This window comes from Tenacibaculum sp. IB213877, from assembly GCF_034043975.1.
Taxonomy (GTDB): Bacteria; Bacteroidota; Bacteroidia; order Flavobacteriales; family Flavobacteriaceae; genus Polaribacter.
In genome coordinates, this window is sequence record NZ_JAXCHH010000005.1 from 340,582 (window position 1) to 357,697 (window position 17,116).

The window sequence follows — 17,116 nt, forward strand, 5'->3', positions numbered from 1 at the left end:
TTTATTGGCATGTTTCTTGTTTTAACAAAGTTTTAACATTAAAACTGTGTATCATGAAAAAATTCAAAAAACATCCCAAACAACAATTGGAAAAGTTCTCTACTGTATTTACCCAACTTGGGTTAGTATTGGTATTATTTATTGTGTTTATTTCATTAGAACACCAATCAGAAAATGTAGCTATTAAAGAACCTGATAGAGGAGAAGAAATTAATACTGTTATTACACTTGATAAACCATTTGTATATGTAAAAGAGATTCCGCAAAAAAGAGTTAAACCAAAAAAACGAACTCAAATAATTGAAATTACTAAAGTAGATGTAGTTGATAAACCATTAGATGTTAATGATTTACCTATTATTGATCCTACGCCGGATGAACCTTCTTTTATCGATGGGCTTACTACAGTTGATGAAAACTTTATTGATAAAGAAGATGATCCCAATCCTGTAAATTATAGCAATGTCCAAGAAATTCCTGTATTTGAAGGATGTGAGGGGATGAGTCAAACAGAGACTAGAAAATGTTTTGATAAAAAGATGAATCGTTTAGTGCAGCGATATTTTAATGCTGATCTAGCAAATGAATTAGGTTTATCTCCTGGTAAGAAAAGAATTTTCACTGAATTTGTTATCGATAAAAATGGAGAAGTAGTTGAGGTGAAAGTCAGAGCACCGCATCCTAGGTTAAGCAAAGAAGCACAGAAAATAGTTAGTAAAATTCCACAATTTACACCAGGAAGACAAAACGGAAAACCAGTAAAAGTAAAATATACATTACCAATTACTTTTAGGGTAGAATAGAATATAAAAACTCAACCAATTCGGTTGAGTTTTTTATTTTTGTTAGCATGAGTCATAAACATACATATTTTGCTCACGAAACAGCTGTCATTGATGAAGGTTGTAAAATAGGTGAGGGAACAAAAATTTGGCACTTTAGCCATATCATGCCTAATTCAATAATTGGTAATAATTGCAATTTAGGACAAAACGTTGTAGTTTCTCCTAATGTTAAGTTAGGTAACAATGTTAAGGTACAGAATAATGTTTCTATATACACAGGAGTAATTTGTGAAGATGATGTGTTTTTAGGACCATCAATGGTATTTACGAATGTAATAAACCCTAGAAGTGCAGTAAACCGAAAAAATGAGTTTAAACCCACTTTGGTAAAAAAGGGAGCAAGTATTGGGGCAAATGCAACTATAGTTTGTGGAAACAATATAGGTGAATATGCTTTGATTGGCGCAGGAGCAGTAGTAACTAAAGAAGTTTTGCCTTATGCTTTGGTTGTTGGTAATCCGTCAAAACAAATAGGTTGGGTTAGCGAGTATGGTCATCGATTAAAATTTAATAAAGAAGGAGTAGCAGAATGTCCAGAAAATCATGATATATATAAATTAAATAACAAAAGTGTAGAGAAAATTAACAGTTAAATAATTTTTGTTAAAAAAATTTGGTAGAGTGAAAAAAGGTTTTATATTTGGAATGTGGTTAAAAAACCACTTTCTTTTTCTTTTTCATAGCAATTTTTCCCACTCATCTAGAGTGGGTTTTTTTATGCAGTAAAATCAATGTGTTTTTATTATAAATTAGCCTGACAATTTGTGTAAATAAATTGCTCATTATATACTATACGGTGTAAAAGTGGAGGAATTTTTCTTATTTTAGGCTTTCACTTAAAAAGAAGACTTATTTAATGTATAAAAAGATAATCATAATCACTTTCTTTATTTTTTTTTGGTTGGTTGATTTATGGATGATTTATATAGATGAAAGAGCTTTTTTAATTTTTCCTAGAGTGTTAAGCTTATCATGTTTAATAATATTTTATTTCTTTTCAGTAAAAAAAATTAATGTAAATTTTTATATCCTATCTTTTTTTATTCTAGTAACAGGAGCTTTGTTTTCCCTCAATGAATATACTCTTCTAGGAATGCTTAGCCTTATAGCTTTAAGAATTTCATGGATTAGTTTATTACTGTCCTATAAAGAAAAAAATGATCATAAATTTATAGGATTAATATTTACACTATCAATAACAATAATGGGAGTAGTAATGTATAGTATGTATGTAAATACAAGCTTCTTTTTTTTATCAATCCTAACATCAATTACCCTATTATTTTTGTTAGCTATTTCATTTTCAAAACTTGTAAGCAATGGATCTCAATTTGGTAATAAAGAAATGTTTATATCTATTATGATATTTGTTTTTTCTGATGCGCTTTCTGGAGCAAAAAAAATTGATGGAACCAATACTCTTTTTATTATGTTGAGTGTGTTTTTGTATAATATAGCATACTATTTTCTAATACAGGCTTTGATAAAAAAAGATAATAAATTGCTTTTGTAATTCTTTTTTTGGTTTATTATAATTTTTCTAACTTTAATAGCAAAGTAATTTAATGAGTATGAAGATAAATATCAACCAACAATTTACTATTTATCATAATTTTCAAATTAAAGCATTGTCAAACAAAGTTTTTAAAGCAATTACACAACCTAACCAATTGATTCATTGGTGGCCATTACAGTGTACAGGAACACCAGAATTAGGAGCGGAATATAACTTTCATTTTGGAGAGCCCTATAACTGGTTTGGAAAAGTAACACAATGTAAAGAAAATGAATCTTTTTATATTAAAATGACCAAGTCTGACCCTGACTGGAACCCAACTACATTTGGTTTTGATCTGTTTGAAAAAGAAGGCAGTACATGGGTGCATTTTTTCCATAAAGATTGGCACGAGCAAAATAATCATTTCAAACACTCCTCATATTGTTGGGCATTGCTATTAAACGGTTTGAAAAATTACGTAGAAAAAGGAATTATCATTCCTTTCGAAGAAAGAAATTAAAAATATCACAATGAAACTAGGGGCATTTTCAATCAGTTTGGCGGTAAAAGATTTACAAAAATCTAAAGACTTTTATGAAACCTTAGGGTTTTCCGTTTTTGCAGGAAGTATGGTACATAACTACCTAATTATGAAAAACGGAAATTCGCTTATTGGTTTGTTTCAGGGTATGTTTGAAAACAACATTTTAACTTTTAACCCTGGTTGGGATGAAAATGCTAATAAGTTAAATGATTTTGATGATGTACGTGATATTCAAAAGCATTTAAAAGCGAATCATATTAAGTTGGATAGCGAGGCAGATGAAAATTCTTCAGGACCTGCCAGTATTGTATTTTTTGATCCAGATGGAAATGTTATCTTGGTCGACCAACACGTATAAAAAATGACTCAATACAAATCTTACGAAACAGAACGACTAATTTTAAAACCAACACAAGTAGAAGATGGAGCTTTTATTTTGGAATTGTTAAACACTCCAAAATGGATTCAGTTTATCGGCGATAGAAAAGTCCGTACTCTTGAAGATGCAGAAAATTATATAAAAAACCGAATGTTACCTCAATTAGAAAGATTAGGATATGGTAATTTTACCGTAATTAATAAAGAAGATAACACTAAAATGGGATGTTGCGGTTTATATGATAGAGAAGGACTAGATGGAGTAGATATTGGTTTTTCATTTTTACCACAGTTTGAAGGTAAAGGGTATGCTTTTGAAGCTTCAAATAAAGTAAAAAATCTTGCGTTTAACGACTTTGGAATAGAGGAGATAAGTGCTATTACCGTAAAAGATAATTCGTCGTCTCAAAAGCTGTTAAAAAAACTCGGATTAACTTTTGAGAAATTCACCAAAATTCCGAATGATGATGAAGAGCTTATGTTATTTAAAATAAAGAAATAAAAAAACCGACTGAAAAGTCGGTTTTTAGTTTTTATAAGTCAAAGCCAATATTAACGCCTAGTTTTTGTGCTATTAACTTTGTTATTCGTTGTTTTACTTCCGGAATATTTACACTCTCTAAAACAGTATTAGCAAAAGCATACATTAATAAAGCATTTGCTTCTTTCTTCGGAATTCCACGTTGTTGCATGTAAAATAAGGCTTGATCATCTAATTGACCAATAGTACAACCGTGAGAACATTTTACATCATCAGCAAAAATTTCTAATTGAGGTTTTGCATTAATGGTAGCTTTATCGCTAATTAAAACATTGTTGTTTTGTTGATAAGCATTCGTTTTTTGAGCTTCTTTCTCAACAATTACCTTTCCGTTGAAAACACCTGTAGAACGCTCACCATAAATTCCTTTATAATCTTGATGACTTTCACAATTAGGCTCAATATGATGTACTAACGTATGATGATCTACGTGTTGTTTTCCTTCAATAATAGTTACACCTTTTAATACAGAATTAATGTGTTCTCCTTTTTGAAAGAAGTTTAAGTTGTTACGTGTAATGTTTCCTCCAAAAGAAAAAGTATGTACCGAACAGTTACTTTCTTTTTGTTGTTCAATGTAAGTGTTGTCAACTAAAGAAGCATTTACTTTATCATTCTGAATTTTATAATAATCAACATTGGCATGTGTATCAACGTAGATTTCGGTAACCGAGTTAGTTAATACAGGAGCATCTGTTAAACTTTGATGGCGCTCAATAATTTGTACATGCGCATTTCTTTCAGCAATGATTAAATTACGTGGTTGTAACATTGTTGCAGCCTCAGTTCCTGTAGTAAAGTTGATGATTTGAATTGGTTTTTCAACTTCAACATTTTTAGGAATATAAATATAAGCTCCTTCACTAGCAAAAGCAGTATTTAAAGAAGTCATGTTGTCTTCTTTAGCTACTTTGTTAAAGTAATTTTCAATAACAGCTTTATATTTTGGTTTTGATAAAGCAGATGATAATAAACAAATGTCTTTACCATCATGTGTAGTATTTGATAAAAACGAGCTGTATTTACCATCAATAAACACGATTTTATACGAATCAATATCGTGAATAAAATACTTCTTTACATCAGCTAACTCAACAGCTTTTTCAGCTTTTGGAAAAATACTGTAATCTTCTTTTAAAACTGAATTTAAAGAAGTGTATTTCCAAGCTTCTAGTTTTTTAGTAGGAAATCCTAACTTTTCGAAGTTTTGTAACGCTTTTGAACGGATTTCATGCACATCTGAATTGATGTTTTTTCCATTTTCAAAGGCTACATATGATGATACTATTTTTTCTTTTAACTCCATTCTTCTTTCTTCTGTCATTCTGCATTGGCTGCAGAATCGTATTGTTGAAACTTAAAATTTGCGCTGAACTTACGTTTCCCTCCTTTGTGGGAACAGACAAGTACGTTTTACACTAATTCGTTTTTAATCCAGTCGTAACCTTTTTCTTCAAGCTCCATTGCTAAAGAAGCATCACCTGTTTTTACAATTTTACCATCGTGTAAAACGTGTACATAATCAGGTACTATATAATCTAATAAACGTTGGTAGTGTGTAATAACAATTACCGCGTTGTCTTTAGATTTTAATTTATTTACACCGTTAGCAACAATACGTAACGCATCAATATCTAAACCAGAATCGGTTTCATCTAAGATGGCTAATTTAGGCTCTAACATTGCCATTTGGAAGATTTCGTTACGCTTCTTTTCACCTCCCGAAAAACCTTCGTTTAATGAACGTGATAAAAACTTACGGTCAATTTCTAATAACTCAGATTTTTCACGAATCTTCTTCAACATATCTTTAGCAGGCATTTCCTCTAAACCTTGTGCTTTACGAGATTCGTTAATAGCAGTTTTAATAAAGTTAGTAACTGTAACTCCTGGAATTTCTACTGGATATTGGAATGATAAAAACACACCTTTGTGTGCTCTTTCTTCTGGAGCTAATTCGCTAATATCTTCACCGTTTAATTCAATGTTTCCTTCCGTTACTTCGTATTCTTCTTTTCCTGCAATAACAGAGGCCATAGTACTTTTACCAGCACCGTTAGGTCCCATAATTGCGTGAACTTCTCCTGCTTTAACCTCTAAATTCAATCCTTTTAAGATTGATTTTTCTTCTACTTCTGCGTGTAAGTTTTTTATTTTTAACATAATATGCTATTTGCTTTTGGCTATATGCGTTAAGCGTTTTTTCTAATTTTTTTATCCAACTGATCCTTCTAACGAAATTTCTAATAATTTTTGAGCTTCTACTGCAAACTCCATTGGTAATTTATTCAATACTTCTTTACTGAAACCATTTACAATTAAAGCGATAGCTTTTTCAGTATCAATTCCTCTTTGATTACAGTAGAATAACTGGTCTTCTCCAATTTTACTAGTAGTTGCTTCGTGCTCAATTTGAGCCGATTTATTCTTCGCTTCAATGTATGGGAAAGTGTGTGCGCCACATTCGTTACCCATTAGCAAGCTATCACATTGTGAAAAGTTACGTGCATTTTCTGCTCTTGGGCCAATTTGTACCAATCCACGGTAACTATTTTGTGATTTTCCTGCTGAAATTCCTTTAGAAATAATTGTAGACTTGGTGTTTTTACCTAAGTGAATCATTTTAGTACCTGTATCTGCTTGCTGATAATTGTTAGTTACCGCAATAGAGTAGAATTCACCAACTGAATTGTTTCCTTTTAGTACACAACTTGGATATTTCCAAGTTACTGCAGATCCTGTTTCAACCTGCGTCCAAGAAATTTTGGCATTGGTTTCACATAAACCACGTTTGGTTACAAAGTTGAAAACTCCACCTTTTCCTTTGGCATCGCCAGGGAACCAGTTTTGTACTGTTGAATATTTAATTTCTGCATCATCCAAAGCGATTAATTCAACAACCGCTGCGTGTAATTGGTTTTCATCACGTTGTGGAGCAGTACATCCTTCTAAATACGAAACATAACTTGCCTCATCAGCAATTACCAATGTTCTTTCAAACTGACCTGTTCCTCCTTCGTTAATTCGGAAATAGGTTGATAATTCCATAGGACAACGAACTCCTTTTGGGATATAACAGAAAGAACCATCAGAAAACACAGCTGAATTTAATGCTGCATAAAAATTATCGGTTGACGGTACTACCGAACCAATGTATTTTTTTACCAATTCAGGATGCTCTTGAATTGCTTCTGAAATTGGCATGAAAATAATTCCTTTTTCAGCTAAAGTTTCCTTAAATGTTGTTGCTACAGAAACAGAATCCATCACAATATCAACAGCCACATTAGCTAAACGTTTTTGCTCTTCTAAAGAAATACCTAGTTTTTCGAAAGTTGCCAACATTTCTGGGTCAACCTCATCTAAACTGTTTAGTTTTGGTTTCTTTTTTGGAGCAGAGTAGTAAGAAATATCTTGAAAGTTAGGCTTTTCGTATTTCACGTTTGCCCACTCAGGTTCTTCCATTTGTTGCCAAATTCTAAAAGCTTCTAAACGCCATTCGGTCATCCATTCTGGCTCATTTTTCTTTTTAGAAATAGCACGTACAATATCTTCGTTTAAACCTTTCGGAAACTTTTCACTTTCTATATCTGTATAAAAACCGTACTCGTATTCTTTGGTTTTTAACTCTTCTCTTAAATCGTCTTCAGTATACTTACTCATTCTTTTCAGTAATCAATTATCAATAAAATCAGTAGTTACAGAGAAAAACTTTCTCCACAACCACATGTACGGTTAGCATTTGGGTTGTTAAACACAAATCCTTTACCATTTAAACCTCCAGAATACTCTAAAGTGGTTCCTACCAAGTACAAAAAGCTCTTTTTGTCGACAATAATTTTAATGTTATTATCTTCAAAAACCTTATCGTTTTCTTCTTGATTTTTGTCAAAATTCAAATCATACGATAATCCAGAACACCCACCACTCTTAACGCCAACGCGTACAAAGTCGGTTGTGGCATCAAAACCATCGTCAGTCATTAACTCAATAACTTTCTTTTTTGCTGTATCTGAAACCTTTATCATAAAAATAGATTAAATCTAAATTGGAGTGCAAATATACGACATAACTATCATTTCACCATAGATAGTTTAAATGATAATTTTAATGTAACAATTGATAAAATTTATTGTTGATTGAAATCAGTACTTGTAATAAAGTCGTTGTCGGAAAGTGTAAGCAAAAAAGCTTTTAAATCCGCCTTGTCTTGGGTGGTTAATTGCACGCCGCCTTGGTCAATTTTTTTCATCAACGGATCAATGGTTGGAGAGTTTTTTAGTCCTTCGGAATAATGATTAATTACCTCGTCTAAAGTTTGAAAACGACCATCATGCATGTACGGAGCGGTAAAGGCTAAATTTCTTAGCGAAGGAGATTTGAATTTACCGTTATCATTAGGGTCACCAGTTACGGCACCCAAACCTAAATCGGTAAAAGTTTCGTCTAATCCGTTATTATGAAATTGATTATCTGTCCATAGTGGATTATTTTCACTTCCGTGACAATGGAAACAATCTCCTCTGTTTTCATCCATAAAAACAGTAAAACCATTTAACTCTTCAGGAGTCAAAGAGGCTTCACCATTAAGATATTTATCAAATTTTGAATTGCCAGAAATTAAAGTACGTTCAAATTGAGCAATGGCTTTTACCACCAATGTAGAATCAATAGTTGAAATTCCAAAAACTTGTTTGAATAGCGTTGGATATTCAGGGTGATTTTGTAATTTTTGCTCAACATCTGTCCATTTACTATCCATTTCTACAGGATTTGTTACAGGCTCAAATGCTTGGGCTTCTATACCAAAAGCATCACCTCCCCAATTAAAACGCTCATCGAAATTCCATGCTAAGTTGAATAATGGCATCGCATTTCGTGTGCCTTCTAATTCATCAACTCCAAGGCTAAATTGTAAATTGTCGGTAAATGATTTTTGAGGATCATGGCAAGTAGCGCATGATTGGGAATTGTCTTTTGATAAAATTGTGTCAAAAAAGAGCTTTTTTCCTAGAGCGATTCCTTCTTCGGTTAACGGATTGTTAGTAGGAATTACAGGTTGAATTAGTTTTTCCTGAAACAACTGAGGAATATTTAAAGATGTTGGAACAGGCACATATTCTTCCTCTTGATTTCCATCCGAAGAGCAAGAAACCAATACAGAAATGACAAGAATATGCACCCATTTTTTCATTATTGCAGACTAAAAACTGTTTTACCGTTTTCGCTCATTAAAAGTTGCGCTTCATAATTTGGCATCAACATTTGGTTTAACTGATTTAAATCCCATTCGTTAGGGTTTTTAAACCATTCAGCAATATTCATGTTAACAGTCATTGTGGCTGTATTGTTTACTACTACAACTTCACTCAATGTTACACCAAATGAGGTGTCTTTTAAAATTAAATTATCAGGATCTGAATTATCAACAGCACGAATTGCGTGGTAGTTAAAACCAACTTCAGCATCATTAACATCTATAAATTTTCCATCAAACTGCATGTAGTGATATCCACCACCCATCATCATTGGAACATTAAAGCTTGTAGAGTTCAAATCAAGATAAATTCCGTCCTGATTATCTTCATCAGTAAACCCAAAAGTAAAAGCAAGATTGTATGTTCCGTTTGGGATGGTAGTTTCTGTGGTAAAAGTTAGGTTTTGTTCTTCTCCTAAATCTACCAATAAATAGTCATTGATTTTGAAACTTGGTCCGCTTGTACTAGTTAGGTGAATATTTGAAATTATGTAGCGAAGTCTTTCAATGCTCAATTCTTCTCCATGTTCATTAGTGAATTTTATATCATTAAAATCGGCACTTGTAACGGGTGTGTCTTCCCAACTATGAGTAAAATTAATAGTTACAGATGTGGTTTTAGGTTGTTCATCATTATCAGAACTACATGAAAATAAGGTTGATAAACCTAAAAAGAATATTACTAATTTTTTCATTATTATTTTACTTTTACGATTAAAATGTCAGAAAAGCCTTTGTTTTCTGGAATATCTATATTATTACTAGAGCTTTCTCCAATAGCGATATAATTTCCACTTTGAAGTTGCACAGCGTCGTAAAAAAAATCAATTTCACTACCACCTACAAATTTTTGCCATTCTTGACTTCCTTCTGAAGAAATTTTAAGTAACCAAGCGTCATTTTGCCCTTGATTTGAAAAACCGTTGTCTAAACTTCTAGAACTTCCTGAAATGATATAACCGCCATCAAATGTTGGGTTGATAGAACGTGCTACATCAAAACTACTACCACCAAAAGTTTTTTCCCAGATAAGATTTCCTTCGGTAGAAATTTTAATGAGCCATAAATCCGCACCGCCATTATTTAGAGTAACGTCTTTATCTGTACTTCTGGTATCACCAACAATTAAAAAATTGCCATCACTTGTCGCAGTAATTGCTCTGGCTTCGTCTATTTCTGAACCTCCAAAATTCTTTTCCCAAACTAAATTTCCATCACCAGAAATTTTGATTACCCAAAAATCGTAAGTTCCCTTGTTGTTAGTAATATCTGTATCGCTACTATCGGAAGTTCCTACAATAATAAATCCACCATCATCTGTTTTTGCTATTCCTTGCGGAGTATCAGTAAACGTACCTCCATAGTATCTGCTCCATTCTTTACTTCCATTGCTATTAAGTTTGATAGCCCAATAATCACCCCCGGCATGTCTACTTGCAGTTCTAGAATTACCCTCGCCACTAGATGCAGTAACATCAAGTTCACCCGTAATTAAATAACCATTGTCATCGGTTTGAATTAAACAAGTTCCTATGTCTCTTCCTGAATAACCAAATGATTTTTGCCATTGAAGATTTCCGTTAACATCTAATTTTGCTAACCAATAATCTTGATTGCCAAAGTTTTCTGAAACATCGATATCATTACTTCTACTATAGCCTAAAACAGCATAACCACCATCTTGAGTTTGAATAATATCTTGCCCTCTATCATCATCACTTCCTCCATAGGTTTTACTCCATAGTAGCTCATCATTAGAAGAATATTTTAGAACAAGAAAATCTGCACTTTCATCTGTTTTGTTGATAATATCACCATCATTACTTAATGTGAACCCTAAAATAACGTATCCACCATCTGAAGTTGCAATCACTGAATTAGCGACTTCATTTCCTGTACCACCAAACGTTTTAATATTACTAACAGTTGGTTGTCTATTCGGAATTGAAATTTGCTCTTTTGAGCAACTAACAATTAAACTTAGAAATAATATTATTAAATATTTCTTCATTAAGTGCCAGACTTACGGACAATAAATAAACCACCGTTAATGTCATTAATAATTATATTTCCACTAGGGAAATAAGGATAGACACTCCATGCACCATTAAAACTTGTCCCATTATTACTCGGGTATGTGTCAAAATACCCTATTTCGGTCATAGAATTGGAAGATGCTCCAATATTAGAAATATCAAGTACACGCATCCCTGCAGTATAATTAGCTATATAGAAGTTGTTTTGTGCAACATATCCGTTATGATCGATAGCTGCTGTTGGCCCTAAATAGGTAGATGATAATACAGGGTTTTCTAAATCTTGCAAATCAAAAATTAGAGTACGAGTATTCATTCCGAAATTTTGTTCATCTAATTCATCACCAAGAATAAAATACCTGTGATCTTCGGTAAACCAACCTTGATGAGCATACGCCACTTGTGGATAGTTTAATGAAGATAATTTTACAGGGTTTGATTTGTCTGTAACATCTAACACTAAAATTTCATTTTCGTTACTTCCAATATAAATTTCTTTGCCAACATGTTCAGAATCCGATCCGTTATAAGTTATTACTTGGGCATCATGAGAATATCCATCATCTGTATGTTGACCTAAATAGGTTGGATTTGTTGGATTTGTAATATCTACAAAAATAGGCCCGCCGCCATTAGTGCTTCTACAACCTACTAAATAAGCAACTCCTTTGTCTTCATTAATTACTACATTATGGCAACTTTCAACACCAGAATAAACAGCATCAGCAGTAAAATTTACTGGAGGGTTATTAACATTTCTTAGACGAGTTAAATCAAATACTTGCATACCATGTTCACCAACTCCATCAGCAACAATAAAGGCAAAGTTGTTAAAAACTTTTACATCACGCCAGTAGTTTGTGCCAGCATTAGTATCTAATCTGCCTAAAAAAATAGGATTTGTAGGGTTAGAAACATCTACAAAAGCTGTGCTATTTGTAGTAGCAACTAAAGCATATTCTTTATTGTTTGTTGGGTCTGTCCATCCCCAAACATCACTTCCTTCTGGTGTTCCCATTGAATTAGCTAAAGTTGATACAGGAATGTGCCCCATTAAATCATAATTATTACATGGATATTCGTCCGCAAATCCATTTTCACATAAAACTCTTGAATTAGTAGTTGGTTCAGGAGAGTCTGGTTCAGGTGTCGATGAGGAACATGAAACTAAAAAGGGAATGCTTATTAAATAAAATAACAATCTTTTCATAGGGGTGTTTTTAAGTATAAGACTCAAATTTATAATATTATTTAATTACTAAAACAATTAATCCGTTAAAATATTATATAACAATTATCTTTGCAGTATGTTAGAAGATAAAAATCAAGATAGAACTTCATTAGCTGAACTAGGAGAGTTTGGTTTAATTAATCACTTAACTAAACATTTTAAAATATATCATTCATCTACGGTTAAAGGAGTGGGAGATGACTGCGCTGTTATTTCACCAGAAAATAACGAAGTTGTTGTTACTACTGACTTGTTGGTAGAAGGAGTACATTTTGATTTAAGTTACATGCCTTTAAAACATTTAGGGTACAAAGCAGTAATGGTTAACTTATCAGATGTGTATGCAATGAATGCCGAAGCTCAACAGATTACGGTTTCATTGGCGGTTTCTAATCGTTTTCCATTAGAAGCATTAGAAGAGTTATACGCTGGAATTCAATTAGCATGTGATACTTATAAAATTGATTTGGCAGGAGGAGATACTACTTCATCTACCAAAGGAATGTTAATTTCTATTACAGCAATAGGTACAGCTAAAAAAGAAGATATTGTTTATAGAAATGGAGCTCAACCAACCGATTTAATTGTAGTTACTGGAGATTTAGGTGGTGCTTATTTAGGGCTGCAAGTTTTAGAACGAGAAAAACAGGTTTTTCAAGTAAACCCACAAAGTCAACCAGATTTAGAGAACTATACGTACATCATTGAGAGACAGTTAAAGCCTGAAGCAAGAAAAGATATACCTGAATTGTTAAAGGATTTAGAAGTAAAGCCAACCTCTATGATTGATATTTCTGACGGATTATCCTCTGAACTATTTCACATCTGTACCCAAAGCAAAGTTGGCTGTAAGGTGTATGAAGATAAATTTCCGTTAGACCCAAAGGTAATTTCTACTTGCGAGGAATTTAATATTGATTCTACAATGGTTGCTTTAAGCGGAGGAGAAGATTATGAATTACTTTTCACAGTTTCTATCAATGATTTTGATAAAATTAAAGGAAATCCTAATTTAACAGTCATAGGTCATATAACCGAAGAAAAAGAAGGTTTACACTTGGTAACGCGTGCAAATCAAGAAATTAAGTTAAAAGCACAAGGCTGGAACTCATTTTCTGGTGAAGAGTAAGATCAAAAAAAAATTAAAATGTTAAAAAATGGTCTAAAATTTGTATCTTGGTAATCCGAAAAACAAATTATTAATCAAAAAAAATTAAAAAAGAAATGGGATTATTTTCATTCATTAAAAATGCCGGAGCAAAAGTGTTCGGTATCGGAAAAACTACAGAAGAAGAAGCTGCTGAAAAAGCTGCAAAATTAGAGAATGCTGTTAGAGCTTTAGAATTAGAAGTAAACGATTTAGAAGTTACTGTTGATGATGATAAAGCGACTGTATTTGGCGAAGCAGCAGATTTAGCAACTAAAGAAAAAGTGGTTTTAGTTGTTGGTAATACTGATGGAATTGCATCGGTAGAAGATAATATGACAGTTGCAGAAGTAGAGGAAGTAAATGAGGCAGAAATGGCTCAGTTCCATACTGTTGAAAAAGGTGATTCTTTAAGTAAAATTGCAAAATCATATTACGGAGATCCAATGAAGTATCCAGTAATTTTTGAAGCAAACAAACCAATGTTATCGCACCCAGATAAAATTTATCCAGGGCAAGTATTAAGAATACCACCTTTAGTGGACTAATCAAAAGTTAATCAACCAAAGGAAAAGCAGCATTGTAAAATGCTGCTTTTTTTGTTTTTAGCATTCGAGTAAGTTATAATTATTTACTATTTTAAGTATAAACGTGCTCAAATAATTAGCTTGCGATAAACACAGCTTAGATATTCAATTTCCAAAGTAAAATCAGTTATCTATAAAATAGAAGTTATTTTATCAACCACTTTTTTAGGAGTAATACTTCGCATAACATCTTCGTAGCCATCACAAATTTTATTACCATAAACAGAACAAGGTAAGTTTGGATATTTCTCTAAATCGGGTAAAATGCAATAATCATTAGGTTGATTAAAAGGTGCAAACCCAGCATACGGATGTGTTCCTCCCCAAAGTGTAATTGTTTTTACCTGTTGCATAGCGGCAAAATGAGCATTACCACTATCCATAGACAGCATTAAATCAAGGTTAGAAATTAAATCAATTTCATTTTTTAATCCACCTAGTTTTCCTGCTACCGATATTACATTTTGGTACTTTTCTGCTAAAGGTTCAAGTAATGTAGCATCAGATTTGCCTCCAAATAAAAGTACTTTGTAGTTTTTTTCAGAAAGTTCTTTTATTACCTTTTCCATTAAATCCAACGGATACACTTTTGATGCAAAAGCAGCAAAAGGAGCAATACCAATCCATTTTGATGTTTTTTCTCCAGTAAGAGAAGTAATGATATTATTTAGTTGAGGTTTTTTAATAGGCATTGGATTTGAAAGCGCTATGGGAAAACCTAATTTTTCAAATACATCAGCGTATCGTTGGTGTGAAGTTTTTAATTGCTTAAATACTTTGTTTTTGGTTCTCGTTAATGCTTTTTTTTCAGCTCTTCCTTTATCAATAAATGCGACAGGATAACCTGAAAGCCTAAAAAAAGTTCTAACTATTTTTGAGCGTAATACATTGTGTAAATCAGCAATATGAGTTGGGTTGAGTTGTTTCAGTTCAGAAAATAATCGATATAAACCCAAAAAACCTTTATGTTTTTTATCTGTTTCTGCAGAAAAAAAAGAGACGTTTTTAATGTCTTCAAACAATGGTTTTAAAAAACCTTTTGAAACAAAAGTTATTTTTACATCAGGATGTTGCTCTACAAATGCTCTAATTACAGGAACTGTCATCGCTACATCACCCATAGCAGAAAGTCTGATAACAATAATATGTTTGTTTTTTATCACCAATTTTTTATTTGTTGTAAAAGTAATCTTTTTGTTAAAAGAAGGAAAATTTATACGACCTTAGCCTTTTTTTAAAAGACTTTTTTGTGGGATGAATCAAAGATTACTAGCATTAACCGCAACATCAATAGCTACCATAATTTATGGTATAACGTTTACAGTTGCCAAAGAGGTAATGCCTCAATATATCAAACCTTTCGGATTCATTTTATTACGGGTATTTGGAGCTACGTTAGTTTTTTGGAGTATTGGATTATTTGTGAAAGCAAAATCCATAGAAAAAACTGATTATAAAAGAATTGCGCTCGCAGCTTTTTTTGGAGTTGGATTAAATATGCTCACTTTCTTTAAAGGGTTAAGTTATACCTCTCCAATTAACGGAGCGGTAATTATGGTAACTACCCCCATTTTAGTGCTGATTTTTTCAAGTATCATTATCAAAGAAAAACTTACCCAACGAAAGGTTATAGGTGTATTGGTAGGTTTAATTGGTGCCTTAGTACTGATTCTATACGGAAACAAATCTTTAACCAATGCAAAAAATATGATGTTGGGTAATTTTTTGGTGTTTATCAATGCTGCTTCGTATGCAATGTATTTGGTAATAGTAAAAAGGCTCATAGCTAAATATAACCCTATTATGTTTGTAAAATGGTTGTATTTGTTTGGGTTGTTATTTGTACTTCCCTTTGGTTATCAAGAGCTTTCTGAAGTTCAATGGATTCAAATGCCAACAACTATTTATGTTAAAGCAGGATTTGTAGTATTGTTTACTACTTGTATCACTTATTTATTTAACCTGTTTGCACTTTCAAAACTTAAACCTACTACGGTGAGCGTTTTTATTTATTTACAACCAGTTATAGCTACCATATATGCATTGATTGTTGGTAGTGATAGTTTAAATGCTATAAAGTTAATAGCTACACTTCTCATATTCTTGGGGGTGTATTTGGTGTCTAAACAGGTACCGGTAGGTACAAGTAAATAATGTATCTTTGTCCATCAACAAATCCAAGGCATGATTCAATCAATGACAGGGTACGGTAAATCCGTATTACAATTACCAACTAAGAAGGTAACGATAGAAATAAAATCATTAAACAGTAAAAATCTGGATCTTAATACACGTATTCCGTCTTATTATAAAGAAAAGGAGTTAGATGTTAGAAAGAAAATAGCTTCGTCTTTGGTAAGAGGAAAAATAGATTTTTCAATTTATGTTGAAATGACTGCTGATGAAACTACAACTACTATTAATAAAGGAGTAGTAACAGAGTATATTCAACAAATGAGAAACATTGTGCAAACTGGAAAGTCGGATGATGTTGAGCTAATGAAAATGGCAGTTAGAATGCCAGATGCCTTAAAAACGGAACGTGAAGAGCTTGATGAAGATGAATGGAAGCAAATAGATACTCATATTGATATAGCTTTAAAAGAAATCAATCAATATAGAACCGATGAAGCAGCAGCTTTAGAAGAAGATTTTAAACAACGAATTACTAACATTAAAGCGTGTTTAGAAGAGGTCAAAGCAATGGATGGTGAACGGATTGCTAATGTAAAAGTTCGTTTGCGTAAGGCTATTGATGACTTGAAAGTTGAAACAGATGAAAATCGTTTTGAACAAGAACTTATCTATTATTTAGAAAAGTTAGATATTAATGAAGAAAAAGTGCGTTTAGCTAATCATTTGGACTACTTTTTGCAAGCGTTAGAGTCCAACGACTCTAATGGTAAGAAGTTAGGATTTATAGTTCAGGAAATCGGTAGAGAGATCAATACTACTGGATCAAAAGCAAATTTTGCGCCGATGCAGAAATTGGTTATCCAAATGAAAGATGAACTAGAAAAAATTAAAGAACAAATATTAAACGTATTGTAAA

Annotated in this window: 19 protein-coding genes; 10 read left to right on the top strand and 9 right to left on the bottom strand. The window is 32.4% G+C overall.

The window, feature by feature from the left end; genetic code table 11:
* Positions 1 to 53: 53 nt before the first annotated feature.
* From SLH33_RS07430 to SLH33_RS07455, 6 genes are all read left to right on the top strand, one after another.
* The gene (locus SLH33_RS07430) at positions 54 to 803 is read left to right on the top strand and encodes an energy transducer TonB (RefSeq protein WP_320418450.1); all 750 of its coding nucleotides are present in this window, start codon (positions 54 to 56) and stop codon (positions 801 to 803) included.
* 47 nt (positions 804 to 850) lie between these two features.
* A complete protein-coding gene (locus SLH33_RS07435; protein WP_320418451.1) occupies positions 851 to 1,438 on the top strand; it encodes an acyltransferase in 588 nt (195 codons plus the stop codon).
* 263 nt (positions 1,439 to 1,701) lie between these two features.
* A complete protein-coding gene (locus SLH33_RS07440) occupies positions 1,702 to 2,358 on the top strand; it encodes a hypothetical protein (protein ID WP_320418452.1) in 657 nt (218 codons plus the stop codon).
* Between the two features lie 58 nt (positions 2,359 to 2,416).
* On the top strand, positions 2,417 to 2,863 hold the full coding sequence (locus SLH33_RS07445) for an SRPBCC domain-containing protein (RefSeq protein ID WP_320418453.1): 447 nt from the start codon (positions 2,417 to 2,419) through the stop codon (positions 2,861 to 2,863).
* A 10-nt stretch (positions 2,864 to 2,873) separates the two neighbouring features.
* Positions 2,874 to 3,245: a VOC family protein gene (locus SLH33_RS07450; protein ID WP_320418454.1), complete on the top strand. Its 372-nt coding sequence runs from the start codon at positions 2,874 to 2,876 to the stop codon at positions 3,243 to 3,245.
* A gap of 3 nt (positions 3,246 to 3,248) precedes the next feature.
* Positions 3,249 to 3,767: a GNAT family N-acetyltransferase gene (locus SLH33_RS07455; protein ID WP_320418455.1), complete on the top strand. Its 519-nt coding sequence runs from the start codon at positions 3,249 to 3,251 to the stop codon at positions 3,765 to 3,767.
* A 31-nt stretch (positions 3,768 to 3,798) separates the two neighbouring features.
* Here SLH33_RS07455 and sufD read toward each other — a convergent pair whose 3' ends face one another.
* From sufD to SLH33_RS07495, 8 genes are all read right to left on the bottom strand, one after another.
* Complete coding sequence (gene sufD, locus SLH33_RS07460; protein ID WP_320418485.1) at positions 3,799 to 5,112, bottom strand: Fe-S cluster assembly protein SufD; 1,314 nt, start codon at positions 5,110 to 5,112, stop codon at positions 3,799 to 3,801.
* A gap of 107 nt (positions 5,113 to 5,219) precedes the next feature.
* Positions 5,220 to 5,969: a Fe-S cluster assembly ATPase SufC gene (gene sufC / locus SLH33_RS07465; protein ID WP_320418456.1), complete on the bottom strand. Its 750-nt coding sequence runs from the start codon at positions 5,967 to 5,969 to the stop codon at positions 5,220 to 5,222.
* 51 nt (positions 5,970 to 6,020) lie between these two features.
* A complete protein-coding gene (sufB, locus tag SLH33_RS07470) occupies positions 6,021 to 7,469 on the bottom strand; it encodes a Fe-S cluster assembly protein SufB (RefSeq protein ID WP_320418457.1) in 1,449 nt (482 codons plus the stop codon).
* 35 nt (positions 7,470 to 7,504) lie between these two features.
* Positions 7,505 to 7,834, bottom strand: a complete 330-nt coding sequence (locus SLH33_RS07475; protein ID WP_320418458.1) for an iron-sulfur cluster assembly accessory protein — start codon at positions 7,832 to 7,834, stop codon at positions 7,505 to 7,507.
* 101 nt (positions 7,835 to 7,935) lie between these two features.
* Positions 7,936 to 9,000, bottom strand: coding sequence for a cytochrome-c peroxidase (locus SLH33_RS07480; protein WP_320418459.1), 1,065 nt, complete (start codon positions 8,998 to 9,000; stop codon positions 7,936 to 7,938).
* Positions 9,000 to 9,758: an MbnP family protein gene (locus SLH33_RS07485; protein ID WP_320418460.1), complete on the bottom strand. Its 759-nt coding sequence runs from the start codon at positions 9,756 to 9,758 to the stop codon at positions 9,000 to 9,002. The genes SLH33_RS07480 and SLH33_RS07485 overlap by 1 nt, the downstream gene beginning before the upstream one ends.
* Before the next feature lie 2 nt (positions 9,759 to 9,760).
* Entirely contained in the window at positions 9,761 to 11,074 is a 1,314-nt protein-coding gene (locus SLH33_RS07490) for a hypothetical protein (RefSeq protein ID WP_320418461.1), read from the bottom strand.
* Positions 11,074 to 12,309, bottom strand: coding sequence for a choice-of-anchor B family protein (locus SLH33_RS07495; RefSeq protein WP_320418462.1), 1,236 nt, complete (start codon positions 12,307 to 12,309; stop codon positions 11,074 to 11,076). Before SLH33_RS07495 ends, SLH33_RS07490 begins: the two co-directional genes overlap by 1 nt.
* A gap of 97 nt (positions 12,310 to 12,406) precedes the next feature.
* Between SLH33_RS07495 and thiL the strand changes: the two genes are divergently transcribed.
* Both thiL and lysM read left to right on the top strand, forming a co-directional pair.
* Positions 12,407 to 13,459 carry a thiamine-phosphate kinase gene (thiL, locus tag SLH33_RS07500; RefSeq protein WP_320418463.1) on the top strand — a complete coding sequence of 351 codons (1,053 nt, stop codon included), beginning with the start codon at positions 12,407 to 12,409 and terminating at the stop codon, positions 13,457 to 13,459.
* A gap of 95 nt (positions 13,460 to 13,554) precedes the next feature.
* Positions 13,555 to 14,025, top strand: coding sequence for a peptidoglycan-binding protein LysM (lysM, locus tag SLH33_RS07505; RefSeq protein WP_320418464.1), 471 nt, complete (start codon positions 13,555 to 13,557; stop codon positions 14,023 to 14,025).
* A 170-nt stretch (positions 14,026 to 14,195) separates the two neighbouring features.
* On the opposite strand, the gene SLH33_RS07510 is transcribed toward lysM, so the two are convergent.
* The gene (locus SLH33_RS07510; protein WP_320418465.1) at positions 14,196 to 15,227 is read right to left on the bottom strand and encodes a glycosyltransferase family 9 protein; all 1,032 of its coding nucleotides are present in this window, start codon (positions 15,225 to 15,227) and stop codon (positions 14,196 to 14,198) included.
* Between the two features lie 91 nt (positions 15,228 to 15,318).
* On the opposite strand from SLH33_RS07510, the gene SLH33_RS07515 reads away from it, so the two are divergent.
* Both SLH33_RS07515 and SLH33_RS07520 read left to right on the top strand, forming a co-directional pair.
* Complete coding sequence (locus tag SLH33_RS07515; protein WP_320418466.1) at positions 15,319 to 16,218, top strand: DMT family transporter; 900 nt, start codon at positions 15,319 to 15,321, stop codon at positions 16,216 to 16,218.
* A 30-nt stretch (positions 16,219 to 16,248) separates the two neighbouring features.
* On the top strand, positions 16,249 to 17,115 hold the full coding sequence (locus tag SLH33_RS07520; protein WP_320418467.1) for a YicC/YloC family endoribonuclease: 867 nt from the start codon (positions 16,249 to 16,251) through the stop codon (positions 17,113 to 17,115).
* The last annotated feature ends 1 nt before the right edge of the window (position 17,116 follow it).